This is a genomic window from Streptomyces ureilyticus (assembly GCF_011045025.1).
Classification (GTDB): domain Bacteria; phylum Actinomycetota; class Actinomycetes; order Streptomycetales; family Streptomycetaceae; genus Streptomyces; species Streptomyces ureilyticus.
Window position 1 is genome coordinate 52,482 of sequence record NZ_JAAKZX010000011.1, and the last position, 25,536, is coordinate 78,017.

22 protein-coding genes and 2 pseudogenes are annotated in these 25,536 nt (G+C 69.0%); 10 read left to right on the forward strand and 14 right to left on the reverse strand.

Annotated features, from left to right (window positions below; genetic code table 11):
* Positions 1-26 precede the first annotated feature (26 nt).
* From G6048_RS05715 to G6048_RS05730, 4 genes and pseudogenes are all read right to left on the reverse strand, one after another.
* On the reverse strand, positions 27-1,565 hold the full coding sequence (locus tag G6048_RS05715) for an MFS transporter (RefSeq protein ID WP_165338334.1): 1,539 nt from the start codon (positions 1,563-1,565) through the stop codon (positions 27-29).
* Complete coding sequence (locus G6048_RS05720) at positions 1,562-2,110, reverse strand: TetR/AcrR family transcriptional regulator (RefSeq protein WP_235989497.1); 549 nt, start codon at positions 2,108-2,110, stop codon at positions 1,562-1,564. Before G6048_RS05720 ends, G6048_RS05715 begins: the two co-directional genes overlap by 4 nt.
* Positions 2,111-2,201: 91 nt before the next feature.
* Positions 2,202-3,173 (reverse strand): aldo/keto reductase, encoded by a 972-nt coding sequence (locus tag G6048_RS05725; RefSeq protein ID WP_165338336.1) that lies wholly within the window; start codon positions 3,171-3,173, stop codon positions 2,202-2,204.
* Positions 3,174-3,243: 70 nt separating this feature from the next.
* Positions 3,244-3,849 (reverse strand): annotated as a pseudogene (locus tag G6048_RS05730) (RNA-guided endonuclease TnpB family protein); the annotation flags it as partial.
* A 122-nt stretch (positions 3,850-3,971) separates the two neighbouring features.
* On the opposite strand from G6048_RS05730, the gene G6048_RS05735 reads away from it, so the two are divergent.
* Genes G6048_RS05735 through G6048_RS05745 form a run of 3 tightly spaced genes read left to right on the forward strand, consistent with a single transcriptional unit; the run spans position 3,972 to position 7,694 of the window.
* The gene (locus G6048_RS05735) at positions 3,972-5,162 is read left to right on the forward strand and encodes a tyrosine-type recombinase/integrase (protein ID WP_165338337.1); all 1,191 of its coding nucleotides are present in this window, start codon (positions 3,972-3,974) and stop codon (positions 5,160-5,162) included.
* Positions 5,149-7,290 carry a tyrosine-type recombinase/integrase gene (locus G6048_RS05740; RefSeq protein WP_165338338.1) on the forward strand — a complete coding sequence of 714 codons (2,142 nt, stop codon included), beginning with the start codon at positions 5,149-5,151 and terminating at the stop codon, positions 7,288-7,290. The genes G6048_RS05735 and G6048_RS05740 overlap by 14 nt, the downstream gene beginning before the upstream one ends.
* Positions 7,287-7,694, forward strand: coding sequence for a DUF6262 family protein (locus tag G6048_RS05745; protein WP_165338339.1), 408 nt, complete (start codon positions 7,287-7,289; stop codon positions 7,692-7,694). Before G6048_RS05740 ends, G6048_RS05745 begins: the two co-directional genes overlap by 4 nt.
* Before the next feature lie 63 nt (positions 7,695-7,757).
* On the opposite strand, the pseudogene G6048_RS05750 reads toward G6048_RS05745, so the two are convergent.
* Positions 7,758-8,402: pseudogene (locus G6048_RS05750) on the reverse strand (RNA-guided endonuclease InsQ/TnpB family protein); the annotation flags it as partial.
* A gap of 27 nt (positions 8,403-8,429) precedes the next feature.
* On the opposite strand from G6048_RS05750, the gene tnpA reads away from it, so the two are divergent.
* Positions 8,430-8,846, forward strand: coding sequence for an IS200/IS605 family transposase (tnpA, locus tag G6048_RS05755; protein ID WP_165338340.1), 417 nt, complete (start codon positions 8,430-8,432; stop codon positions 8,844-8,846).
* A gap of 215 nt (positions 8,847-9,061) precedes the next feature.
* Here tnpA and G6048_RS05760 read toward each other — a convergent pair whose 3' ends face one another.
* Positions 9,062-9,961 (reverse strand): GNAT family N-acetyltransferase, encoded by a 900-nt coding sequence (locus G6048_RS05760; protein ID WP_165338341.1) that lies wholly within the window; start codon positions 9,959-9,961, stop codon positions 9,062-9,064.
* Positions 9,962-10,261: 300 nt separating this feature from the next.
* Positions 10,262-10,426: a hypothetical protein gene (locus G6048_RS05765; protein ID WP_165338342.1), complete on the reverse strand. Its 165-nt coding sequence runs from the start codon at positions 10,424-10,426 to the stop codon at positions 10,262-10,264.
* Positions 10,427-10,510: 84 nt separating this feature from the next.
* Here G6048_RS05765 and G6048_RS05770 point away from each other — a divergent pair, with 84 nt between their 5' ends.
* Positions 10,511-11,746, forward strand: coding sequence for an IS701 family transposase (locus G6048_RS05770; protein ID WP_165338376.1), 1,236 nt, complete (start codon positions 10,511-10,513; stop codon positions 11,744-11,746).
* A gap of 282 nt (positions 11,747-12,028) precedes the next feature.
* On the opposite strand, the gene argH is transcribed toward G6048_RS05770, so the two are convergent.
* Together argH and G6048_RS05780 are read right to left on the reverse strand one after the other, a co-directional pair.
* A complete protein-coding gene (gene argH, locus G6048_RS05775; protein ID WP_165338343.1) occupies positions 12,029-13,462 on the reverse strand; it encodes an argininosuccinate lyase in 1,434 nt (477 codons plus the stop codon).
* Positions 13,463-13,573: 111 nt separating this feature from the next.
* Positions 13,574-14,770 (reverse strand): argininosuccinate synthase, encoded by a 1,197-nt coding sequence (locus G6048_RS05780; RefSeq protein ID WP_328825681.1) that lies wholly within the window; start codon positions 14,768-14,770, stop codon positions 13,574-13,576.
* 250 nt (positions 14,771-15,020) lie between these two features.
* Between G6048_RS05780 and G6048_RS05785 the strand changes: the two genes are divergently transcribed.
* The 4 genes from G6048_RS05785 to G6048_RS05800 all read left to right on the forward strand — a co-directional run bounded on the left by G6048_RS05785 (position 15,021) and on the right by G6048_RS05800 (position 19,550).
* Positions 15,021-15,914, forward strand: coding sequence for a hypothetical protein (locus G6048_RS05785; protein ID WP_165338345.1), 894 nt, complete (start codon positions 15,021-15,023; stop codon positions 15,912-15,914).
* A gap of 289 nt (positions 15,915-16,203) precedes the next feature.
* Complete coding sequence (locus G6048_RS05790; protein WP_165338346.1) at positions 16,204-17,583, forward strand: ferredoxin reductase family protein; 1,380 nt, start codon at positions 16,204-16,206, stop codon at positions 17,581-17,583.
* A gap of 19 nt (positions 17,584-17,602) precedes the next feature.
* Positions 17,603-18,760, forward strand: a complete 1,158-nt coding sequence (locus tag G6048_RS51295) for an FMN-binding protein (protein ID WP_165338347.1) — start codon at positions 17,603-17,605, stop codon at positions 18,758-18,760.
* 1 nt (position 18,761) lies between these two features.
* Complete coding sequence (locus tag G6048_RS05800; RefSeq protein WP_165338377.1) at positions 18,762-19,550, forward strand: FAD:protein FMN transferase; 789 nt, start codon at positions 18,762-18,764, stop codon at positions 19,548-19,550.
* Positions 19,551-19,698: 148 nt separating this feature from the next.
* Here the strand turns inward: G6048_RS05800 and G6048_RS05805 are convergent, their stop codons facing one another.
* From G6048_RS05805 to argC, 5 genes are read right to left on the reverse strand one after another with little or no spacing between them, the layout of a single operon-like run.
* Positions 19,699-20,235, reverse strand: a complete 537-nt coding sequence (locus G6048_RS05805; RefSeq protein WP_165338348.1) for an arginine repressor — start codon at positions 20,233-20,235, stop codon at positions 19,699-19,701.
* A 10-nt stretch (positions 20,236-20,245) separates the two neighbouring features.
* Positions 20,246-21,466, reverse strand: coding sequence for an acetylornithine transaminase (locus G6048_RS05810; protein WP_165338349.1), 1,221 nt, complete (start codon positions 21,464-21,466; stop codon positions 20,246-20,248).
* A complete protein-coding gene (gene argB / locus G6048_RS05815; protein ID WP_165338350.1) occupies positions 21,463-22,380 on the reverse strand; it encodes an acetylglutamate kinase in 918 nt (305 codons plus the stop codon). The genes G6048_RS05810 and argB overlap by 4 nt, the downstream gene beginning before the upstream one ends.
* Positions 22,377-23,528, reverse strand: a complete 1,152-nt coding sequence (gene argJ / locus G6048_RS05820; RefSeq protein WP_165338351.1) for a bifunctional glutamate N-acetyltransferase/amino-acid acetyltransferase ArgJ — start codon at positions 23,526-23,528, stop codon at positions 22,377-22,379. Before argJ ends, argB begins: the two co-directional genes overlap by 4 nt.
* The gene (gene argC, locus G6048_RS05825; RefSeq protein ID WP_165338352.1) at positions 23,525-24,553 is read right to left on the reverse strand and encodes an N-acetyl-gamma-glutamyl-phosphate reductase; all 1,029 of its coding nucleotides are present in this window, start codon (positions 24,551-24,553) and stop codon (positions 23,525-23,527) included. The genes argJ and argC overlap by 4 nt, the downstream gene beginning before the upstream one ends.
* A 139-nt stretch (positions 24,554-24,692) precedes the next feature.
* On the opposite strand from argC, the gene G6048_RS05830 reads away from it, so the two are divergent.
* Positions 24,693-25,532, forward strand: coding sequence for a hypothetical protein (locus G6048_RS05830; protein WP_206341216.1), 840 nt, complete (start codon positions 24,693-24,695; stop codon positions 25,530-25,532).
* The last annotated feature ends 4 nt before the right edge of the window (positions 25,533-25,536 follow it).

The window sequence follows — 25,536 nt, forward strand, 5'->3', positions numbered from 1 at the left end:
CGTACGCCCACACCGGGCACGAAGGGCTACGGGTGCTCCGCCCCGCTCTCCAGCCGCTGCCCGCGCAGCAGGAACCATGCCGCCACCGCCGCGCCCAGCAGCACCACCGCGCCCGCGCCCGCGGCGAGCGTGAGCCCGTCGACGAAGGCCGCGCGGGCGGCGTCCAGCAGCGCCTGAGCGTTGGGCAGACCGGCCGTGGCCTCCACCGCGCCGCCCAGGGACTCGTGTGCCGCGGCGGCCACCTCCGGGGGCGTACCGGCCGGAGCCGTGAATCCGCCGTAGACACCGGTGACGATGGAGCCGAGCAGCGCGATGCCGAGGGCAGCGCCGAGTTCGTACGCCGTCTCGGAGACCGCGGACGCCGCGCCCGCCTGCTCCTTGGGCACGCTGGAGAGGATCACGTCGGCGGTCACGGTGAACGAGAAGCCCGCGCCGACGCCGACGACCAGCAGCGCACCGCCGAGAAGCGGGTAGCCGGTGGACTGGTCCAGCAGCGTGAGCGTGGCCAGCGCGAGGCCGACCGCGGCGAGCCCGCCCGCGACGACGGCACGGACCGAGTACCGGCGCGCCACCGTGCCAGCGATCAGGCCGGCCACCACCGCTCCCACCGCGGCGGGCAGTTCGGCGAGACCCGCCATCAACGGCCGCATGCCCTGGACGAGTTGCAGATACTGCGAGAGGAAGAAGACCAGTCCGGACAGACCGAGAATGGTCAGCAGATCGGCGAGCACGGCCGCCGAGAAGCCACGATTGCGGAACAGCCGCATGTCCAACAGCGGTGATTTCAGGGTGAGTTGACGTCGCACGAAGCCGAAGAGCGCGACCCCACCGAGTAGTCCCGCGGCAGCCGCCTGCCCGCTCCCCCCGTGCGCGGCGGTCTCCTTGATCCCGTACACGATGCCGACCATGCCGACGAGGGACAGGAAGACGCTGATCAGGTCCCAGGGACCGGGCTCGGGGTTGCGGGACTCGGGCAGCAGCTTCATGCCGACGAGGACGAGGACCGCCATCACGGGGAGGTTGATGAGGAAGACAGAACCCCACCAGAAGTGCTCCAGCAGGAAACCGCCGGCGATCGGTCCGATCGCCATGCCCGCGGATGCGGTCGCGCCCCAGATGCCGACGGCGAGACTGCGTTCACGCGGGTCGTGGAAGAGGTTACGGATGAGGGCGAGCGTGGCGGGCATCAGGGTCGCACCCGCGACACCGAGCAGCGCCCTCGCCACGATCAGCAACTCAGGAGTGCTCGCATAGGCGTTGAGCACGGAGACAAGACCGAACGCGACCGAGCCGATGAGCAGCAGCTTCTTACGGCCGATACGGTCGCCGAGGCTGCCCATCGAGACGAGCAGACCGGCGATCACGAACGAGTAGACGTCACCGATCCACAGCAACTGCGTTCCGGACGGCTTCAGGTCCTCGCTGATGTACGGGGTGGCGAGCCCCAGCACGGTCGCGTCGACGGCCACGAGCAGCACGGCGAGGACGAGCACGGCCAGCGCGAGCCAGCGCCCGGGGCGCTTCTCCACCTCCGTCGCCGCCGTCCACTGGTGCGTGCTCGTCATGATTCCCTCCGGAGTGCGCCGCCGAGCAACAGCTCGACGATCATGTGGTGAAAGTCCTTGGCGGCGACCTTGCCGTTCAGGACCACCCAGGCGCCGGACGCGACCAGTCCGAACAGCGCCTCGGTGAGCCAGGCCGGGGTGAGGTCGATACGGAACTCGCCGCTCTCCTGGCCACGCCGGAACAGGGCGGAGATCCGGGCGTCGAGCCGCTCCCAGCCCTCGTTCTGCTGCTCGCCCTCGAAGAGCTGGTTCTCCGTGTAGAGGAACGAGAGCAGTCCGGCGGCGGGCTCGATCTCACGCACGAGACGGCGTACGGCCTCGCTCGCGGGCCCCTCGTCGAGCCGCGCCGCGTCCAGCGCGGCCTCGCACTCCTCGATGCCGAGAGCTTCGAGGGCCCGTACGAGCGCGTCCCGTCCCGCGAACTGGCGGTGCAGGGTGGCCCTGCTGATCCCGGCCGCCTTGGCGACCTCATCCATGGTGGCGGTGGCCTTGCGAGTGAGCAGCGCGGCGGCACTGCGGAGTACGTGTGCGCGGTCGACAGCCATGAGACGACCATAACCCATGTGAGACATCAATGTCTCATTCAAGGCGTACGTGGCTCATCCGCGCCTGTGTTTCGGCAGGATCAGCGGGTGCTCAGTGCCAGGGCAGCTGCCCGCGCCGCTCCCAGTACGCGTGCGGCTCCTCGGCGAGTGCGGCCAGCCGGGCCACCTGTTCGTCGTCGAGGTCGACCACCGCGGCGTGCAGGTTCGAGACGAGCTGGTTGACGGTGGCCGCGCCGGAGAGGACGACGCCGGCCCAGGGCTGGCGCAGGACGAGGGCGAGGGCCACCGCGTCGGGGCCGAGTTCCGCCGACTCGGCGATCGCGCGTACGACTTCGGGTGCGTGCGCACCGGCAAGGCGGCCGTTGGCCATGGCCTCCTTGACGAGCACGGTGAGTCCGGCGTCGTGGGCCTCGGCGAGGGCGGGTGCGGCGGAGGTCTCCAGGGCGTTGTAGGTGGCCTGGACGGTGCGGAACAGGGGCTCGCCGTCGACGGTCACGGCGAGCGCGGTCCGGATGGCGTCGGCCTGGGCCGGTCCGCTGGTGGAGAAGCCGATCGTGATCCCCTGGGCGGCGGCTTCCGCCAGCTTGGCGTGCAGTTCCTTGTCCGTGAGGGCCGGGCTGTCCGGGGTCACCGAGTGGATCTGGTAGAGGTCGAGCCGGTCGCCGAGCAGGGCGGCGGTCTCGGCGCGCTGACGCTCGTAGGTGGCGGTGCTGTGGTCCTTGACCTCGTGCTTCTCGGCGTCCGTGCGCCAGTCCGCGGTGTAGGTGTAGCCCCACTTGCTGCCGATGACTACATCGTCGACGTCGGGGCGGGTGCGGAGCCAGTCGGCGAGGAACTCCTCGGAGCGGCCGTAGGAGCGGGCCGCGTCGAAGTAGCGGACGCCTTGGGCGTAGGCGGCGTTGAGGAGTTCGCGGGATCGCTCGCGTAGGGCCTCGACGCTTCGTGCCTCCGGCAGGTCTTGGTCGCGGCCCAGGTTGATGTAGCCGGGGCGGGCTACCGCGGCGAGGCCCAGGCCGATGTGGCAGGTGGGGGTGGTGGCGGTCGCGAGGCGGGCGAAGGGCATCGGGGGCTCCGTTCGGTCGGCTCCGGCGGTGCCGGTGCGGCTGCTTGACCAACTTGACGTGCTCCCTGGCCTAAAGTCCAGGGATTCCGTCCCGGGTCGTCTGACCCTTCCGGGGGCTTCCTGCTTCACCGCGCTGCGCAGGCACGGGTGCCCGTCTTGCCGGCGCTCCACAGGCGTTTAGCGTCTCCGCCCGTCCGGCGGCGACGATGCGGCGTCCTTCGAAGAGGACGTTGCGGGCTGCGTTGTGGTCGCGGTCGTGCACGGTGCCACAGGCCCCGCACGCCCACTCCCGGACGTGCAGGGGTTTGGGGCCGTCCCTAAATCCGCAGGCCGAGCAGACCTGAGAGGACGGGAAAGCGCGGTCTACCTTGGCGAAGGTGCGGCCGTGCAGAGCCGCCTTGTATTCCAGCATGCCGACGAACGCGGACCATCCCGCGTCGTGCACGGACTTGGCGAGCCGGGTGCGCCCGAGGCCGGACACCGCGAGGTCTTCCACGTACACCGCTTGGTTGTCGCGAATGATCTGTGTGGATGCCTTGTGGTGCCAGTCCCGGCGCCGGTCCGCCACCTTGGCGTGCTGGCGTGCGACCTTGGTGCGGGCCTTGGCCCGGTTCTTCGATCCCTTGGTCTTGCGGGACAGCTCCCGCTGAAGGCGTTTGAGTTTCTTCTCGGCCCGTTATCCACGGGGCTTAGCCACATCTCATCTACGTAATGAACGAGTAGTGACCCGTCTCAACCTTGCTCGTTGATGAAGAGGTATCAGCAGGCTCTCATCAACGAGCAGGAACGAGGGGGAAGATGGCATACACCCTTGCTCTCCGACCGCCGGGGGAACGTCGTACCTGGACCGTGGTCGGCCAGGACTACAAGACGGTGGCACCGGTCGAGGAGTGGCTGGAGGCGCACAGGCGGTATTGGTCGCCGAACACCGTCCGGTCGTACGCGACGAGCCTGGCCCAGTGGTGGACCTTCCTGGAACAGCGCGGCGAGCCCGGGAAGTGGAACGCGGTCGGCGTCCCGACGGTCGCTGCTTACCTGTCGTGGCTGCGGAACGGGCGGACGGTCGAGCGCACCATCGCCAGGCCCGAGGATGGCCCGGAGGCCACGACGCTGGAGGCCCGGCTCGGCGCCCTGATCTCCTTCTACAAGTGGCAGGACGCCATCAACGACGTGCCGGTGGCCGCGAAGATCCTGCGCGGGGCCCCGCGCAAGGCACCGGCCCGAGGGCTGCTCTCCCACCTGGACGCCCGCACGGAGGCTGGACCGTCCTCGCTGGTCCGCGTCCGCACCGTCAGGCGCCGCGACCGGCCCCCGGTCCTGCTGCCGCAACAGGTACAGGCGATCCTCGACGGCTGCGCAACCTACGACCCCGCGGCCGGGGAATGGGTCGGCAACCTGCGCGACCGGTTCCTCTTTGCCCTTCTCGCGGAGACCGGCATGCGCCTTGGCGAGGCCCTGGGCATGCGCATCCGCGAGTTCGTCATGGGACGCGGCGCCACCCCGCACATCGAGGTTGTCCCCCGCGAGGACAACCCCAACGACGCCCGCGTGAAAATGCTCCGCCCCCGCCGTGTCTACGTCGGCGGCGATCTCGAACGCCTCTATGCCGACTACCTCACTCACCTCGCCATGAGCGCCGCCGACCTTGGCATGCCCGTCGATCCCGGCGACCCGCTGTTCGTGAACCTCGACCGGCCGCCCTACCTGTCCGCTCTGCGCGAGGGCACCGTCCGCGACAAGGTGACCGCCCTCAAACGCAAGGGCGCAGGTCCCAGCGACTGGACCCCGCACTGGTTCCGGCACACCCACGCCACCGCGCTGCTCATCGGCGGCACCCCGGAATGGGTCGTCTCCCGTCGACTGGGACACGCCCACGTCCAAACCACCCTGGACCTCTACGGCTGGGTCACCGAAGACGAAGCCCTGCGGGCGGCAGCGAACTGGAAGAGCTACACCAACGGCTGGAAGGTCAACCTTGAAGCCCTCTGACACCCTCCGAGCCGTCCTCGCCCAGGCCGGACCGGACCCGCTCTCCGGGCTCGTCGCCGACCTGCCGGCCGAATGGCGAGGCGAAATCCTCGGCCCCCGGATCGACGGCTGGATCACGCGGATCCGCCCAGGCGCCGCCATGACCATCAAGCTGGGCAGGCTGCCGTCGTCGCTGCGCACGGAACTGGCTTGGATGGCCTTCTGGCAGTACCGAGACGGCGGCAAGGTGTCCACCGTCGAGATCAATCAGATCGCGGAGGCCCTCTGGTGGGCCGAGCAGGCTGGGTATGGCCGCCCGCCTTCTCTCACGGCCCTTGGAGAGCGGGAGTTCACCAAGCTCTACCAGGCCAGTTTCGTCGCACACCAAGGACGGCTTCCCGCTCCCTCCGGGACTGCAACCCTCCAGAGGTTCCTCTACGGCAGGCCGGGGTGGGCGTTGGCTGCCCGACTGAACACCGGCGCCTGGTGGGAAATGGATGTCTGGAGTCCGCGCTGTGATCCAGGCATCCCCCTGCGGGCTCGCGAGCCCCGCCGGTCGGAGAACTGGCGCCCCGGCAACCTGCGAATCCCCTGGCTACGGCAGAGCGTCAAGTGGCATCTCGGGACGGCGCTGGAATCGGGCCAGATGACCTGGGGAACGATCGGCGGCAGGCTTAGCGCGCTCATGTGGCTCGATCGCTGGCTGGCCGGACAGCCCTCGCCGCATGCCATCGCCGGCCCGGCGGCCGAGGCACACCGTCTGGCCGCCACATTTCGCCACTGGCTGAGCGATCCCGCCAACCGGGGGCGGGAGGCCGGCGGCAAAGTAGAGCCCCGCGCGATCAACGAGCCCATCCGGGCAGTGGCCGATCTGATGAGCTTTCTCCTGGACAACCTGCCGGACGTCCCTGCGCAGGTTGGCACCTCGCCCTGGCTCGCCCTCACCGAGGCACACCCGCCCATCTGGCGACGCCATATGAAGCGCGTGCGTGAGCCAGCATCTCGGGTCCGCGAAGAGCAGTACGTCGACGACCACACCCTCGCCCAGATCACGGCCTGGCTCCCGGTCCTGGCCGCTCCCGCCGATGAGCTGGTGTCCGTCAGCGTCAATGGCATCGAGACGGCGGTGCCTGGCCACGGCGACCCCCAGAGCATGCGGATCTTGCTCCTCCAGATCCTTACCGGGCGACGCGCCAGCGAAATCTGCCTATGCGACTTCGACTGCCTGTCCCCAGCGACTCCAGCCGCGGTCAAGGCGGCTGAGGGGGATGCCGTCGCCCGATTCCACTACGCCCAAAGCAAGATCGATAAGGCGTCGGACTCCATCTTTGTCGATGCCGAGGTCGTCGCCGTGATCGACGAACAGCGCCGGTGGCTGCAACAGCGCTTCCCTGATGCCTCGCCCACGCACCTGTTCCTCCAACTGGTGACGAACGCCCACGGCACCAAGCCGTTCTACCGCAGCACCTACGGAGCCGCCCTGCGCAAGTTCAGTGAAGTCGCCCAGATCACCGACTCGCAGGGCCGCCCGTTCCGGCTGAGCCACACGCACCGCTTCCGCCACACCAAGCTGACCAAGCTCGCAGAATTGGGCCTCCCCGTCCACGTCCTGATGCGATACGCCGGACACTCGAACCCGACGATGTCGATGCACTACGTGGCTCGACGCGACGAGCACGCAGAGCAAGCCTTCTTGGCCACCAGGAAGTTCAAAGCGGACGGCACTGCAGTGGCGTTCTCCCGCGAGGATCACGACGGCATGCAGCTGTTCAACCGGGCCGACCGGTTCCTCCCGCACGGCTACTGCCTGCTGCCACCACTCCAAAACTGCGACAAGGGAAACGCCTGCCTGACCTGCTCGGTGTTCGTCACCGACTCCAGCCATCTGGACACCCTCCAGCGGCAGCTCGCCGAGACCGAGGCCCTGATCCAGCGGCACCATGACCAGTTTCAGGCCCGACACGGTCGACCGATGCCCGAGGACAACGTGTGGCTCGTCCAGCGGGCTGCTGAGCGTGACGCCCTGGTGAAACTGCTGGCCACCATGCAGGAGACCCCCGAGCGTCCCTGCCAGGGCGCCGGCAGCCCCACCTCGGGCCCTACGCCGATCACCATCGACATCACCCGCCACCGGAGGACGCAGCCATGAGCGACAACAGGCAGCAGAGGATTGACACCCTCAAGGAAGCCGCCCGCCGAAAGTCGGCGGAGAAGACGCAAGCCGCCGAGGCGGCCATCCGGCGGCTGATCAAGAGCGGCGAACAGGTGACCTTCCAGGCCGTTCAGCGCGAGGCAGGCGTCTCACAGAACTTCCTCTACAAGAACCCGGAGTTGCGGGCGAGGATCGAGCACCGACGGGCCACGCACCGCCCGGCACCCCGCCCGATCCCGGAACAGGGCGACAGCAACATCGTGGCAGCGTTGACCGGAGAGGTCGCCCGGCTCAAGAAGCGGCACCACCAAGAGGTCACGGAGCTCCGGAAGGCACTCGAAGAAGCCCACGGCGAGAACCTTGCTCTTCGCCGAGAACTTGAGCGCCGTGGCGGACGTTGATGAGATGTCATCAACGGAACCAACTGCGAGAACTTCCCGAATTGAACATCAAACCGCTGATACGGCCCGGCGCAGGAAGCGCGGGCTGTCGATCTTCCGGCCGTTGGACAGGACCGCGAAGGCGGACAGGCCAAGGTCGATACCTGCCTCTGCGTCCACCTCGGGGAGGGTGTCCGGCTCGGTGTCTACGACGAAGCTGAGGAAGTACCGGCCGGAGCTGTCCTTGGTGACGGTCAGAGAGGTGGGTGCGGCCGGCAGGCGGCGGGACCACTTGACTTTGAGGTTGCCGACCTTGGCCACGTACACCGTGCCGTTCTCCTTCAGAGAGAAGGCGTTGGTGTTGAGGCGGATCGACTGCCGGATGTCCTTCTTCGATTTGTAGCGGGGCGGGCCGGCCTTGCGGCCCTGCCGCTTGCCCAGAATCGAGTCAAAGAAGTTCTTGTAGGCGGTGTCCAGGTCCCGCAGGGACTGTTGCAGGACGACCGCCGACACGTCGGCGAGCCAGGCTCGTTCCTCGGTGCGCTTGGCCTGAGTGATGCGAAGCCGGGACAAATCCGCCGACTTCACATACGGCAGCCCTGCCGCGTGCGCTTGCTTGCGGTCGCGCAGGCAGTCGTTCCACACCACGCGGGCGCACCCGAACGCACTGGCCAGCGCACGGCGCTGGGTGGCGTCCGGGTAGGCCCGGTAGTTGTAGCGGAGCTGCACGCCCAAGATCCTACTACGATTGGTCTCATGGATGAGCAGGACGACTACAGACGTGGCAGGCACGTTGTTTCGGCGATGCATGTGCACTTGGTCTTCGTGACGAAGAACCGGCGTGGAGTCTTCAATGACGAGATGTTGACGCGCTGCGAAGAGGTCATGCGCAAGGTCTGCGAGGACTTCGAGGCGGAGCTGAAGGAGTTCAACGGCGAACGCGATCACGTCCACCTGTTGGTGCACTACCCGCCCAAGGTCGCCGTCTCGAAGCTGGTCAACAGCCTCAAGGGCGTCTCCGCCCGCCGGATACGCCAGGAGTTCACCGGCCGGATCAACCGCGCCCTCATGCACGGGCACCTGTGGTCGCCCTCATATTTCTCCGCATCGTGCGGCGGAGCACCGTTGGCGATCGTCCGCCAGTACATCGAGCAGCAACAACGTCCGCTCTAACGCGCACGTCAGAGCAGCCTAATACTCCAGCTGTAGACCGTGATCTTGCTGGTGGGGCTGGTCCGAGAAACGGGTGCGTCCACCGTTGATCACCGTGAGGTACGTGGTCTGACGACGAGATGGTGGCCGCTGGCCACAGCGCAGATCCCGCATGTCGCTGACAAGGGGTCCGGACCTGCCCTCTGACCGGACCCCTCAGCGCGTGCTACTCCTCGCTAGGCCGCGTGGCCCGCCGGGTGGAAGTTGATGCGTTCACTGATGACGGGGAAGCCGGCCTTGGCAAAGTTCGCGGCCATGGGGAAGTTGCCCTGGTCCGTCGCTCCGCTGATGAACTCCGCGCCCTGCTCGACGAGGAGGTGGGTGCACTCCGCGAGGAGGTCGTAGGCGTAGCCGCGACCGCGCTGTTCCGGGACGACTCCGATGAAGCCGATGGTCGGGCCGGAGGGGTTGTGGGCCGGGATGTGGATGCCGGCCAGGTCGCCTTCCGGCGTGTGCGCGATCTGCCACCACTCCCGTGGGGAGGGGCACCAGTGGAAGAAGTCGAGTTCCTCCTGGGCGGCCTGGTCGAGGCCGCCCTCCTCGATGGCCCTGAGCGCGTGGGCGTCCAGGGTCACGGAGTGGATGCGGCGCAACGCGTCGAAGAACACGGTGTCGTCGGGTTCGGCGCTGAAGCGCAGGCGTCCGGGCCGCTCGGGCAGACCTCGCTGCGGGGTCCAGCGGTACAGGAAGCGTTCCACCAGGAGTTCGTACCCTGCGGCTCGTGCGGCGGCGAAGCGCGCCTCGGCGGCGGCGCGCAGGTCGGTCTTTTCCCGCCAGCCGCCGGGCAGGTTGATCTCGAGTTCGACCTGCCAGGGAGCGGAGCGCAGGAGCTCGGCCCCGGCCTCCTCCTCGCCCTCGGCCACGTCGAACCAGTTGATGTTGACGGGCTCCGAGTCGTCGGGGCCGCCCCACCACGCGCCGCGTGCGACGACCTCGCCGTCGCGCAGGGCGACGCGCTTCCAGTCGGGGCGGAACCGGGTACGCCGATGGCCTTCACGGGCGCCCAGGGCGTCGGGGAGTGCGTCGAAGAGATGAGCGTCGCTCGCGGAGAGCGCGCGGATGACCGCGTCGGTCATGGATTCCTCCGGGATACAGGCTGCTTGGAGCGCTCCCGGTCAGAACTCACGAACCACGCCGGGACAGCGGAAAGAGGGAGCGCTGGAAAGGTGTGGACCGCACGGCACTCGCCTCCTTCCATCCATCTCAGGGCGTGGAGCCACACACTAAGTGATCTACCGCGGGCCCGTCCACGGATTTCCTTACGCCCTGACCCGCGATTGATGTGGTCAAGCGTTCCCGTGGCGGTTGAGTTCGAGCGCCATGCCATGCACCGGATTCCCCGGGCCATGCACGGCCCAGCGGGACTTCGCCAGCGTTCACCAGCCCAGCAGATCCATGGACCTCCGGCCGAGCCAGTCCGCGAACGACGCAGCTCGGCGGCCGTCCAGGTTCAGTGGCAGGACCTGGTCGCAGGTGGCCCGGGCGTCGAACCACATCGTGCCCCGGTGCGGGCCAGTGACAATGAGGCCACCGGTGATCATCGGTGTGTGAAGACAGAAGATCAGTCGGTGGCCGCAGGTCACAGCATAGATCCTGCCCGCTGGCAGGAAGCGTTCGAGGTCCTGATGGGCCGTATTGCGGGACGGTTCGCGCGGGTGGAACCACGGCGCCGGGCACGGGCGTTCGTGCTCGGGTTATTGTCGGACCTGCCGCGCAAGAACTGCTGGACGCTTGCCGAGCATGCCGGGGACGCGACCCCGTACGGTCTGCAGCACCTGCTGTCGAGGGCCAGGTGGGACGCGGACGCGGTACGCGATGACATCCGCGACTTCGTCGTCGAGCACCTGCACCACGAGGATGCGGTGCTGGTCGTGGACGAGACCGGCGACCTGAAGAAGGGCACGCACACGGTGGGCGTGCAGCGCCAGTACACCGGCACCGCCGGACGCATCGAGAACAGCCAGGTCGCCGTCTACCTCGCGTACTCCACCCCGCTCGGACACGCGGCCATCGACCGGGAGCTGTATCTCCCGCGCTCCTGGACCGAGGACACCGCCCGCTGCCGGGCCGCCGGAATCCCCGACAGCGTCGCCTTCGCCACGAAACCCGCCCTCGCCGCACGCATGATCGGCCGAGCACTGGACGCCGGGGTCCCTGCATCCTGGGTGGCCGGCGACGAAGTCTACGGAGGCAACCCGCACCTGCGAACCGAGCTGGAGAAACGGCAGGTCGGCTACGTACTTGCCGTCGCCTGCGACCACCGGATCACCACCCGGGCGGGCAAGTTCCGAGCCGACGCCCTGGTCAAGAAGCTGCCGAAGCGGGCCTGGCAGAAGCTATCCGCCGGCGTCGGAGCCACGGGGCACCGCTTCTACGACTGGGCCCTGGCCGACATCGCCGACGACCGGCCCGGCCACCATCAGCTGCTCGTCCGCCGCAACCGACGAACCCGTGAACTCGCCTTTTACCGCTGTTACTCACCGAAACAAGTTCCGCTGTCCACCCTGGTGCAGGTCGCCGGACGCCGATGGACCGTCGAGGAGACCTTCCAGTCCGGCAAGGGCCTGGCCGGACTGGACGAACACCAGGTCCAGCGCTGGGCGTCCTGGCACCGCTGGGTCACCCTCGCGATGCTCGCCCATGCCTTCCTCGCCGTCGTCCGCGCCGACGAACACGCGCGTCACCCGAAGCCGGAGGGGCTGATACCGCTCACCTGCAACGAGATCCAGCGCCTGTTCATCGCGCTCGTCGTCCGGCTCGTCCACGGCGCGACTCACCGGCTCGACTGGTCCCACTGGCGACGCCGCCGCCAGGCCCCATCCCAGGCCAGCCACTACCAGCGACAAGCCGCTCAGACATGAAGATCGCGATCTACAGCTGGAGTACTAAAGACGCATTCATCCCCGGCGTCAACGCCGGGGCTTTCCCCAAGAGTCCCGGTACCCGCGGGGGGGGGCGCCACAGGTGTTCCTCGCCCCCCGCCGCCCCTGCCCGTCCCATCCGGCAGGGGCTACGTCCCTGGGCCCCGCATGAGCGCTCGGGTTGTTGGGGGATTTGGCGGCTCCAAGTTCGTCGTGGCCTGTCACGCCCACGCGGCGGAGCCGCAAATCGATACAGCCCCGCGCCCCTATAGGGGCGCTTCTCTACCGCTTCTCTTTGGCCGTTGCCCACTCGTGTTGTGCTGCCACATCCGCCTTTATCTCCGCCAGTTGGATCGCTACCGCACTCGGGGCCGTGCCGCCCCTCCCGTTGCGGGAGGCCAGGGCGCCGGGGACGTTCAGTACTGAGCGGACCTCGGGGGTCAGGTGTGCGGAGATCTTTGCGAACTGGTCGTCTGTCAGCTGGTCCAGTTCCTTGTTCTCGGACTCGGCCACCTTTACGCACTCGCCCGCTACCTCGTGGGCGACGCGGAACGGGACGCCCTGCTTGACCAGCCACTCGGCGATGTCCGTGGCGAGCGAGAAACCGGCCGGAGCCAGCTCCTCCATCCGTTCGCGGTTGACGGTCAGGGTCGCCATCATGCCGGTGAACGCGGGGAGCAGGACCTCCAGTTGGTCGCAGGAGTCGAAGACCGGCTCCTTGTCCTCCTGGAGGTCGCGGTTGTACGCGAGCGGGAGGGCCTTGAGCGTGGCCATCAGGCCGGAGAGGTTGCCGATCAAGCGGCCCGACTTGCCGCGTGCCAGCTCCGCGATGTCCGGGTTCTTCTTCTGGGGCATGATCGACGAGCCGGTGGAGAAGGCGTCGTGGAGGGTGACGAAGGAGAACTCCTTCGTGTTCCAGAGGATGATTTCCTCGGCGATCCGGGAGAGGTTCACGCCGATCATCGCGGTGATGAACGCGAACTCTGCGACGAAGTCCCGCGAGGCCGTGCCGTCGATGGAGTTGCCCGAGCTGCCGTGCTCGAAGCCGAGGTCCTTCGCGACCGCCTCCGGGTCGAGGCCGAGGGAGGAGCCGGCCAGCGCTCCCGAGCCGTACGGCGACACGGCCGTGCGCTCGTCCCACTGGCGCAGCCGCTCCGCGTCCCGGGAGAGGGCCTGGGCGTGGGCCAGTACGTGATGGGCGAACAGCACCGGCTGGGCGTGCTGAAGGTGCGTACGACCCGGCATGGCGACGTCCGGGTGGGCCTCGGCCAGGCCGATCAGGGCGTCCTGGAGGTCGGCGATCAGGCCGCCGATGATGCGGGCGTGGTCGCGCAGGTACATGCGGAAGAGCGTGGCGACTTGGTCGTTGCGCGAGCGGCCCGCGCGCAGCTTGCCGCCGAGGTCCGGGCCGAGCCGCTCCAACAGGCCCCGCTCCAGGGCGGTGTGGACGTCCTCGTCGGCGATGGTGCCGACAAAGGAGCCGTCGGCGACATCGGCTTCGAGCTGGTCGAGCCCGGCGAGCATCCGGGTCAGCTCGTCGTCGGTGAGCAAGCCTGCCTTGTGCAGCACGCGCGCGTGGGCACGCGAACCGGCGATGTCGTACGGCGCGAGCCGCCAGTCGAAGTGGACGGACGCGGACAGCTTCGCCAGGGCCTCGGCGGGACCGTCGGCGAAACGGCCGCCCCAGAGCCGTACGTCACCGCTGTTGCTGCTCACTTGCTCTGCTCCTCGGATGATGGTGAATGTGCGACCGCCTCCCCACCCTTGCAGGTGAGGAGGCGGCTGTCAGGTCGGTACGGGCGAGGCTTACGCCAGGTCTCCGTCAGGCTACGCCTGCAGATCACGCCGTGCCGCGATCTTCGACGACAGGCTGTAGATGTCGATGAAGCCCTTCGCCGCCGACTGGTCGAACGAGTCGCCCGTGTCGTACGTCGCGAGGTTGAAGTCGTACAGCGACGACTCCGAGCGGCGGCCGGTGACGACGGCGCGACCGCCGTGCAGGGTCATCCGGATGTCGCCGGAGACATGCTGGTTGGCCTCGTTGATGAAGCCGTCCAGGGCGCGCTTGAGCGGGGAGAACCACAGGCCGTCGTAGACCAGCTCGCCCCAGCGCTGCTCGACCTGCCGCTTGTAGCGGGCGAGTTCGCGCTCGACGGTGACGTTCTCCAGCTCCTGGTGGGCCGTGATCAGCGCGATGGCGCCGGGAGCCTCGTACACCTCGCGGGACTTGATGCCGACGAGGCGGTCCTCGACCATGTCGATCCGGCCGATGCCCTGGGCGCCGGCGCGCTGGTTGAGCTGCTGGATGGCCTGCAGGACGGTGACGGGCTTGCCGTCGATGGCGACCGGGACGCCCGCCTTGAAGGTGATGACGACCTCGTCGGGCTCACGCGGGAGCGCGGGGTTCTGCGTGTACTCGTAGACGTCCTCGATCGGGGCGTTCCAGATGTCTTCCAGGAAGCCGGTCTCGACGGCGCGTCCGAAGACGTTCTGGTCGATGGAGTACGGCGACTTCTTGGTGGTGGCGATCGGCAGGCCCTTCTCCTCGCAGAAGGCGATCGCCTTGTCCCGGGTCATCGCGTAGTCGCGGACCGGGGCGATGCACTTGAGGTCGGGGGCGAGGGCGACGATGCCGGCCTCGAAGCGGACCTGGTCGTTGCCCTTGCCGGTGCAGCCGTGGGCGACCGTGGTGGCGCCGTGCTTCTGGGCGGCGGCGACGAGGTGCTTGACGATGGTCGGCCGGGAGAGGGCGGAGACCAGCGGATAGCGGTCCATGTAGAGGGCGTTGGCCTTGATCGCCGGGAGGCAGTACTCCTCGGCGAACTCGTCCCTGGCGTCCGCGACCTCGGCCTCGACGGCACCGCAGGAGAGCGCGCGCTTGCGGATGACGTCCAGGTCCTCGCCGCCCTGGCCGACGTCCACGGCAACGGCGATGACCTCGGCGCCCGTCTCCTCGGCGATCCAGCCGATGGCGACGGAGGTGTCCAGGCCGCCCGAGTAGGCGAGTACGACGCGCTCGGTCACGGGTTTCTCCTCACAGTGCATTCGCTGACATGCATGAGTATGCAGGACTCTGCATGGTTCGTCAATCGCGGGGGTCTGACGGGTGCCGCAGGAGAAGACCGCGAACAAATCTCAGGTTTCGTTTGAACGGCTGAAACCGCTTTCGCGTATCTCCCGCTGAACGCAGGCGCCGCGTTTGTAAACGACATCTGGAGTGCGCCGCCCGAACGACCACGGGCGGCCCAACCCCCGACCAGAGCGAGGCTTCCGCATGTCCAGGGCTCTCCCGAAGTACAACAGACGCCGGGTGGCGATGATCGGCGGCGCCGCCGCGGTGGTGTTGTCCGGCGCCGTGATCGCCGGATCGGCCTTGGCCGGAGAGACGTCGAAGAACAACTCCGACCAGGCCGCTACGAACGCGTCGCCCGGCACCGTGAACTGTCCGGCGGTGGAGGGCAGCCTCCCCGCCGAGATCCCGGCTTCCGCGCAGGCCGAGGTGGACAGCAACCTCGCCCAGCTCGACAACCAGATCTCCGAGGCCAACAAGCGCATCGTCGACACCGTCGGCCAGGGCGGCCCCAACTTCATCCAGAACGCCATCCTCGGCCCGCTCGAGGACAAGCGCGTAGCGGCCCTGAACCGCATCGAGACGGCCATCGGCCGCGCCGCCGAGAAGCCCGAGGGCCTCGAAGCCCTCGCGGCCTGCGAGCTCAACGCGGGTGGCGGGGCTGACGCGGGCGGCGAGGCCGAGGAGGAGCCGACCGAGGCGCCGACCGACGCTGCGGGCGAGGACGAAGGCGATGCCGGGGACGCCGACGACGCGGAGGACGCGGGCGGAGCCGAGGACGACGCGGGCAACGCCGGTGCCGCGGGCACCATCAGCTGCCCCGACGTCGAGCCGAGCCTCCCCGCCGAGATCCCCGCCTCCGCGCAGGCCGAGGTGGACAGCAACCTCGCCCAGCTCGACAACCAGATCTCCGAGGCCAACAAGCGCATCGTCGACACCGTCGGCCAGGGCGGCCCCAACTTCATCCAGAACGCCATCCTCGGCCCGCTCGAGGACAAGCGCGTAGCGGCCCTGAACCGCATCGAGACCGCGATCGGCCGCGCCGCCGAGAAGCCCGAGGGCCTCGAAGCCCTCGCGACTTGCGAGCTCAACCAGTAAGTCCAGTGAGTAACCACACCGAGTAAGCCCTCCGTGGCTGCCCCGAGCGCTGGGCCGGGGCGGCCACGGAGTCCGTCTGCCCCCTTTGGGAGCGCGTCCCTTGGGGGCTCCTTCGCGTTGAGGCGGGCCGCTGCCCTGCCGCCGAGTCCAAGCGTCTGAAGTCGCCGTGGGTTACCGCCAGTCGCAGCAGTTCACCCGTTGCTCCCTGGTCGATTGAACAAGCTGCCGTCCAGCGACGTACCACTGGGCCAAGGGCCACTCCCCCTCTCGCCAGTCCCACGGAGGAACCGTGAGTACGATCGCCGGCGGTCGCGCTGCGCGGCGCCAGACGTTGCGCCGTATCCGCCCTCGCCGCAATCCCGCAGTCCCGCTGCTGCTCGCTGTCTGGGCGGGTGCGGTGGGAGTGGTCTGGCTGTGGTGGAGCAACACTCCGGCCATCGCCAACAACACGGACCGGATACTCGGCGCCGGCCGGATCACCGGTCTGCTGGCCGGCTACCTGATGGCCCTCGTGGTGTTGCAGATGGCCCGGGTGCCCGCGCTGGAACGCCGCGTCGGCTCGGACCGCGTCGCCCGCTGGCACGCGATGAGCGGGCGTTACACGCTCTGCCTGGTCCTCGCCCATCTCATCCTGACCATGTACGGCTACGCGCTGCAGGCCGGCCTCGGATTCTCCGGGATCGTCCAGCAGACCATCGACTCGGTGAACACGCTGCCGGACATGGGCAAGGCCGCGATCGGCACGAGTCTGCTGCTGTTCATCGGCCTGATCTCCATCGGCGGCATCCGGCGCAGGATCCCGTACGACACCTGGTACCACATCCATCTGCTGACGTACGCGGCCGTGTACCTGTCCTTCTGGCACCAGCTGTCGACGGGCAACGACTTCGCCGTCCAGCCCGCCGCGACCACGGCCTGGTACGCGCTGTACGGGGCCGTGACCGCGCTGGCGCTCTGGTACCGGGTGCTCGTGCCGATCCGGCTGAACCTGCGGCACCGTATGCGCGTCGCGGACGTCGTCCAGGAGGCACCCGGAGTCGTCTCGGTGCTGATCTCGGGGCGTCGGCTGCATCGCATCGGCGCCGAGGCCGGACAGTTCTTCCGGTGGCGGTTCATGGCGCCCGGCATGCGCTTCAGCTCACACCCGTACTCGCTGTCGGCGGCGCCCCGCCCCAACATGCTGCGCATCACGGTGAAGGCGATCGGCGACCACACCTCCCAGCTGTGTGAGCTGGAGCCGGGTACCCGCGTCTGGGCCGAGGGCCCGTACGGCGCGATGACCGCCTCCCGGCGCCGGAGCGGCAAGGTGCTGCTGATCGCGGGCGGTGTCGGCATCACCCCGATGCGGGCGCTGTTCGAGACGCTGCCCGGCTCGCCCGGCGATCTGACGCTGCTGTACCGGGCCAACAGCACCCAGGACCTGGCCCTGTGGGACGAGCTGGCCGCCATCGCCGACGAGCGCGGCGCCCGGCTCATGTACGCGGTCAACAGCCCGGACGGGGAGCGCCCCGACATCTCGGCGGAGACTCTCCGCAGAAAGCTGCCGGACGTCGACAGCCATGACGTTTTCCTGTGCGGGCCTCCCGGCTTCGCACAGCAGGTCTACGAAGCACTCCGCGGCGCGGGCGTACCGGCCCGCCGCATCCATCACGAGTCGTTCGAGATGTGAGCGACGGGAGTCAGGAGCGATGAAGAAGAGTCACCCCATTCGGCGTGCCATGCTCGCAACCGCCGCCACCGTGTCCGGGATCGTCCTTGTCCTCTCGCTGAAACCGGCGTCAGACCCGTCGTCGGACGCATCCGCGCAGGGCGGAGCGTCGCCACAGGGCGGCGCTGAGCAGTCGGCCGTCCAGGACGGCGCCGTCACCGGAGCCGCGTCCAAGACCGAGTACGGTCCGGTCCAGGTCCGCGTCACCATGAGCGGCGGAAAGATCACCAAGGCCGAGGCCGTCCAGAAGCCGCAAGGCGGACGCAGCGACCAGATCAGCGCCGACTCGATCCCCAAGCTGAACCAGGCCGCCGTCACCGCCGGCAGCGCCGACATCGATGCCGTCTCCGGCGCCACGTACACCAGCGCCGGCTACAAGAAGTCCCTCCAGTCCGCTCTCGACAAGGCCGCCCAGTCCGGTGGCGGCGGCGGCTCGTCGTCCGGCTCGGCTCAGGCGAAGACGGTCACCGGGGACGCGGTCGACACGCAGTACGGCCCGGTCCAGGTCCGTGTCACCATGGCCGGCGACAAGATCACCAAGGCTGAAGCCGTCCAGATGCCCAAGGGCGGACGCAGCGACCAGATCAGCGCCAACTCCGCCCCCAAGCTCAACCAGGCCGCCGTCACCGCCGGCAGCGCCGACATCGACGCCGTCTCCGGCGCCAGCTACACCAGCGCCGGCTACAAGAAGTCCCTCCAGTCGGCCCTCGACAAGGCTCCCCAGTCCGGTGGCGGCGGGTCGGCTGCCGGATCCGGCCAGGCCGGTTCGGGCAGTGGCAGCAGTGGCAGCGGCAGCGGCGGGTCCGCAGATTCCGGCAATGACGGTGGTGGAGGCGGCGGTGGGTCCGCCGACGTGGCGCCCGACGCCCGCGTGCTGACCGGCGCCGTCGCCGAGACGCAGTACGGCCCCGTCCAGGTCCGTATCACCTACAACGGCGGCAAGATCACCAAGGCCGAGGCCGTACAGAAGCCCAAGGGCGGACGCAGCGACCAGGTCAGCGCCAACTCGATCCCGAAGCTCAACCAGGCCGCCGTCACCGCGGGCAGCGCCGACATCGACGCCGTCTCCGGCGCCAGCTACACCAGCGCCGGCTACAAGAAGTCCCTCCAGAACGCCTTGGACCAGGTCGGTGGCTGAGGTGGCGGATCCCGCGCAGGCGCCCCCCGCGGTGCGTCACGCGGAGGAGGTGATGGGCACGGTCGTCTCGTTCGACGTGCGCGGGGGCGAAGCGGCGGCCGTGCAGACCGCGTTGGAGGAGGCGATCGCCCAACTCCACGTGGTGGACGCCGTGTTCAGCACCTATAAGGAGGGCAGTCAGATCTCCCGCCTCGGCCGGGAGGAGCTGACCGTCGAGGAGTGCGACCCGGAGGTCACCGAAGTCCTCGAACTGTGCGCCGAGGCCGAGCGGTTGAGCGACGGCTGGTTCAGCACGAAGTACGGGGGTGTCGTCGACCCGACCGGTCTGGTGAAGGGCTGGTCGGTCGAGCGCGCGGCCCGGCATCTGATGGCTGCCGGGGTGAGCGGCGTCAGCGTGAACGGCGGTGGCGACGTGCAGTTGCTCGGCACGCCGGGGCCCGAGCGGCCCTGGCGGGTCGGTGTCTCGGACCCGCTGCGTCCCGGCTCGCTCGCGGCGGTCGTCTCCGCGGCCGGCACCGACGAACTGGCGGTCGCCACCTCGGGTACCGCCGAGCGCGGCGTCCACATCGTGGACCCCGGAACCGGCCGGTCCGCGGTCACCGACCTGGTGGCCGTGACCGTGGTGACCCCCCGGCTCACCTGGGCGGACGCCTGGGCGACGGCAGCCTTCGCGATGGGTTCCCGGCAGGCCCTCAGCTGGCTGGAGTCCCTGCCGGACGTCGAGGCGCTGCTCGTCACGGCGGGGGACGAGGTCCGCTGCACGGACGGGCTGGCTCGTCGACTCGGGTGACTGAAGCGCCCTGAAGGGGCGCGGGGCTGTGCCAATGTGCGGCTCCGCCGCGTGGGCGCGCGACCAGCCACAACCGGTCGGCGGCCAAGACGCAACACTCGGGAGTGGGCGCACCCCGGCAAAAGGTGCGCCTCAATTCCCGTACGCCTCAATGGTTGTTCTGAGCCAATCGCAACAGGTGATCGGCCAGCGCCTGACCGCCCGTCGGGTCACGGCTGATCAGCAGCAACGTATCGTCACCCGCGATCGTGCCGAGGATGTCGTGCAGCTCCGCCTGGTCGATGGCCGAGGCGAGGAACTGCGCGGCGCCCGGCGGCGTACGCAGGACCACGAGATTCGCCGACGCCTCCGCGGAGATCAGCAGCTCTGCGGACAGGCGCCGCATCCGCTCCTCCTTCGCCGACCCGCCCAGCGGTGCGCGCGGGGTGCGGAAGCCGCCCTCGCTCGGGACCGCGTAGATGAGATCGCCGTCGGTGTTGCGGATTTTCACCGCGTTCAGCTCATCCAGGTCCCGGGAGAGCGTCGCCTGCGTGACGGTCAGCCCGTCGTCGGCGAGGAGCTTTGCCAACTGGCTCTGGGAGCGCACCGGTTGCCGGTTGAGGATGTCCACGATCCGGCGGTGGCGTGCGGTGCGGGTCTGCGGCACGGCAGGCCCGGCGTGCTCGTGATCCTGCGCCTGACTCATCGTCGTCGTCTCATTCTTTGGCTCGTCCGTCCCCGTTGGCTGCACCGGCCGCGTCGGCCGCTGCGTCGAGGACGCCGGGCAGTGCCCGGAGAAAGACCTCCACCTCGTCGTCGCCGATGTTCAGCGGCGGCATCAGCCGTACGACATCGGGGGCGGGCGCGTTCACCAGAAGGCCGGCGTCCTGAGCCGCCTGCTGCACCTGGGGCGCGAGCGGCTCGGTGAGCACGATACCCAGGAGCAGGCCCGAGCCACGGACATAGTCGATCATTGGATGGCCCAGCGCCTCCACCCCGCCCCGCAGCTTCTCGCTCGTCCGCTTCACGTTCTCCAGCAGACCCTCGGCCGCGATGGTGTCGAGGACGGCGAGCCCGGCGGCGCAGGCGACCGGGTTCCCGCCGAAGGTCGTGCCGTGGTGACCGGGCTTCAGCAGCTGGGCGGCGCGGCCGAAGGCGACGGTCGCGCCGAGGGGCAGTCCCCCGCCGAGTCCCTTCGCGAGGGTGACGATGTCGGGCAGGACGCCCTCGTGGGCCTGGTACTCGAACCAGTGCCCGGTCCGTCCGACGCCCGTCTGCACCTCGTCGAGGACCAGGAGGGTGCCGGTGGCGGCGGTGATGGCGCGGACCGCCTTGAGGTAGCCGGGGGGCGGTACGACCACGCCGTTCTCGCCCTGGACCGGCTCGACGATCACCAGTGCCGTGTCCTCGGTGACCGCGGCGGCCAGCGCCTTCGCGTCGCCGTACGGGACATGCGTGACGTCACCCGGCAGCGGCAGGAACGGCTCCTGCTTGCCCGGCTGCCCGGTCAGCGCGAGTGCGCCCATGGTCCGGCCGTGGAAGCCGCCCTGCGTGGCGACCATGTGCGAACGCCCGGTCAGCCGCCCGATCTTGAAGGCACCCTCATTGGCCTCGGCCCCCGAGTTGCAGAAATACACGCGGCCGTCGCGCCCGAAGAGCTGGAGCAGCCGTTCGGCGAGCGCGACCGGCGGCTCGGCGACGAAGAGGTTGGAGACATGCCCGAGGGACGCGATCTGCTTGCTGACGGCCTCGACGATCGCGGGATGGGCATGGCCGAGCGCGTTCACCGCGATCCCGCCGACGAAGTCGAGGTACTCCTTGCCATCGGCGTCCCAGAGTTTGGTGCCCTCGCCGCGGACGAGGGGCAGCCTTGGGGTGCCGTAGTTGTCCATGAGCGCGCCCTGCCAGCGCGTGGTCAGCCGCTCATTGCCGGTCACGCCGCGTCCCCCTTTTTCTTGTCGTCCTCGTCCGGCACGACCATCGTGCCGATGCCCTCGTCGGTGAAGATCTCCAGCAGGATCGAGTGCTGGACGCGCCCGTCGATCACGCGGGCGGTGTGCACGCCATTGCGTACGGCGTGCAGACAGCCCTCCATCTTCGGGACCATGCCGCTGGCCAGCTCGGGCAGCAGCTTCTCCAGCTGCTTCGCGGTGAGGCGGCTGATCACCTCGTCGGAGTTCGGCCAGTCCTCGTAGAGGCCCTCGACGTCCGTGAGGACCATGAGGGTTTCGGCGCCAAGTGCCGCAGCGAGTGCCGCAGCCGCCGTATCAGCATTGACGTTGTAGACATGTCCGTCGTCCTGGGAACGGGCGATCGAGGAGATGACCGGGATCCTGCCGTCCTGGAGCAGCGCCTCGATCGCGCCTGTGTCGATTGCGGTGATCTCGCCGACCCGCCCGATGTCGACCAACTCCCCGTCGATCTCGGGCTGGTGCTTGGTGGCGGTGATGGTGTGCGCGTCCTCGCCGGTGAGCCCGACGGCGAGCGGCCCGTGCTGGTTGAGCAGCCCGACCAGCTCGCGTTGCACCTGTCCGGCCAGGACCATGCGTACGACGTCCATGGCGTCCTCGGTGGTGACCCTCAGGCCCGCCTTGAACTCGCTGACGATGCCGTGCCGGTCCAGCGCCGCGCTGATCTGCGGTCCGCCGCCGTGCACGACGACGGGCTTGAGGCCGGCGTGGTGCAGGAACACGACGTCCTGCGCGAACGCGGCCTTCAGCTCTTCGTCGATCATGGCGTTGCCGCCGAACTTGATGACGACGGTCTTGCCGTTGTGCCGCACCAGCCAGGGCAGCGCCTCGATGAGGATCTGGGCCTTGGGCAGGGCGGTGTGCTTACGAGTAGTGCTCATGACGAATACGCGCTGTTCTCGTGGACGTAGTCCGCGGTGAGGTCGTTGGTCCAGATCGTGGCGGTCTCCTGGCCTGCCGCGAGGTCCGCGACGATGTGGACCTCGCGGTAGCGCATGTCGACCTTGTCGCGGTCGTCGCCGACGCCGCCGTTCTCGCAGACCCATACGCCGTTGATGGCGACGTTCAACTGGTCGGGCTCGAAGGCCGCTTGGGTCGTGCCGATGGCGGAGAGCACGCGGCCCCAGTTGGGGTCCTCGCCGTGGATCGCGCACTTGAGGAGGTTGTTGCGGGCGATGGAACGGCCCACCTCGACGGCGTCGTCCTCGCTCGCCGCGTTGATCACCTCGACCTTGATGTCCTTGCTGGCGCCCTCGGCGTCCCGGATGAGCTGCTGCCCGAGGTCGTCACAGACGGCGCGTACGGCCTCGGCGAACTCGGCGTATTCCGGAGCGGCTTGGGAGGCTCCGGAGGCGAGCAGCAGCACGGTGTCATTGGTGGACATGCAGCCGTCGGAGTCGACGCGGTCGAAGGTCGTACGCGTGGCCGCCCGCAGTGCCATGTCCAGTACGTCGCTCTCGACGTCGGCGTCCGTGGTGAGGACGACGAGCATGGTGGCGAGTCCGGGAGCGAGCATGCCCGCGCCCTTGGCCATGCCGCCGACGGTCCAGCCGTCCTTCGTCACGACGGACGTCTTGTGGACGCTGTCGGTGGTCTTGATGGCGATGGCGGCCTTCTCGCCGCCGTGCTCGGTGAGTTGCTGAGCGGCTGCCACAACCCCGGGCAGCAGCTTGTCCATCGGGAGCAGCAGGCCGATGAGGCCGGTGGAGGCGACGGCGACCTCCCCGGCATTGTGCCCCAGAACCTCGGCGACCTTCTCGGCGGTGGCGTGTGTGTCCTGGAAGCCCTTGGGCCCCGTACAGGCGTTGGCGCCACCGGAGTTGAGGACGACGGCGGAGACGAGGCCGCCCTTGAGGACCTGCTCGGACCACAGCACGGGCGCGGCTTTCACACGGTTGGAGGTGAAGACGCCCGCGGCGGCCAGACGGGGCCCGTTGTTGACCACGAGGGCCAGGTCCGGGTTGCCGTTCTCTTTGATGCCTGCTGCGATGCCGGAGGCTGTGAAGCCCTTGGCAGCGGTGACGCTCACGGTGCGACTCCGATCGTGGAAAGACCCGTGTCCTCGGGCAGCCCGAGGGCGATGTTCATGCTCTGCACCGCGCCGCCCGCGGTGCCCTTGGTGAGGTTGTCGATGGCGCTGATCGCGATGATGCGGTGCGCGGCGGCGTCGTACGCGACCTGGATCTGAACGGCGTTGGAACCGTAGACGGACGCGGTCGCGGGCCACTGCCCCTCCGGCAGCAGATGTACGAAGGGCTCGTCGCCGTACGCCTTCTCGTACGCGGCGCGCACGGACTCGGCGGTGACGCCGTCCCGGGCCTTCGCGGTGCACGTGGCGAGGATGCCGCGCGGCATGGGGGCGAGGGTCGGCGTGAAGGACACGGTGACGGGCTCACCGGCTGCCGCACCGAGGTTCTGGATCATCTCGGGGGTGTGCCGGTGGACGCCACCGACGCCGTACGGCGACATGGACCCCATGACTTCGCTGCCCAACAGGTGCGGCTTGGGCGACTTGCCCGCGCCGGAGGTCCCGGATGCGGCGACGATCACGGCTTCGGGTTCGGCGAGCCCGGCCGCGTACGCGGGAACGAGCGCGAGCGAGGCGGCGGTCGGGTAGCAGCCGGGTACCGCGATGCGCTTGGACCCCTCCAGCGCGGCGCGGCCACCCGGCAGTTCGGGAAGCCCGTAGGGCCAGGTCCCGGCATGCTCGGAACCGTAGAACTTCTCCCAGTCCCCCGCGTCCTTGAGCCGGAAGTCGGCCCCCATGTCCACGACGAGAACATCCGGACCGAGCTGCTCGGCAACGGCGGCGGACTGGCCATGAGGCAGGGCGAGGAAGACGACACCGTGCCCGGCGAGGACGTCAGCGCTGGTCTCCTGGAGCACACGATCAGCGAGCGGCAGCAGATGCGGCTGCAGCGCGCCGAGCCGCTGCCCGGCGTTGGAGTTGCCGGTCAGAGCACCGATCTCGACCTCGGGATGCACCAGGAGCAGCCGCAGCAGTTCCCCGCCCGCGTACCCACTCGCTCCGGCCACCGCCGCACGTACCGCCATGGAACCCTCCTCCTAGACGGCATGACTATACGTTTGTCCGCACGTTTATGCAATCCATTCGGGTGTGTGCCGACCGCCAGGGCCCCTGCTTCTGCGAAAGACTCCGCAGAATCACTCAGTGATCGCGGGGAGGGGAGAGATGGACGAGGCACCTCCGGTGTCGTGGTTGGGCGGGCCGCCCGGGGCCGGCAAGTCGACCGTGGCCCGGCTGCTCGCGCGGCGGCATGGGCTGCGCTGGTACAACGCGGACGCCCATACGTGGGAGCACCGGGACCGGGCGATCGCGGCCGGGCACACGGCTGCGATCACGTGGGAGCGGATGCCGCGCGCCGAGCGGTGGACGGCACCGGTCGAGGACATGGTCGCGATGTCGCTTCATCATGAGCGGGGCCGGATGATCGTCGACGACGTACGCGCGCTCCCGCCCTCGCCCCTCGTCATCGCGGAAGGCACGCCCGTCACACCGTCCGTCACAGGTCCGCCCGGCCGGGCGGTATGGCTGCTGCCGACGGCCGAGGCCCAGCACGACCGGCTCGGCGAACGGGGAATGACGCCGGGCGTGGGCGCCTTCCGTCTGTATCAGGCGCTGCGGCGGGAGATCGAGACGCAGGTCGAGGAGTACGGCGGACGCAAGCTGGTCGTCGACGGGCGTCAGAGCGTGGCGGACACTGTCGCGGAGGTCGAGGCACTGTTCGCCGACGCCCTGGCCGAAGGACCCGTGGCGGCGACGGCGGCCGAACGCCGACGACTTCTGCGGTACGCCAACAGAGCCGTCGTCTCCCAGCACCAGCAGTTCGACGCCCGGCCCTGGGCTCCGGAGGGTGCGCTGAGCAAGGTGTACGGGTTCGCGTGCGAATGCGGGCACGAGGCGTGCATGGCGGACGTGAACCTGGCTATCGCGGACTTTCCTCGGCTCCCCGATAAGGGTTCCCCTCCAGTCCTGGCACTAGGCCACCAGGTCGTGCGGCCCGCTCCCTAGGGTT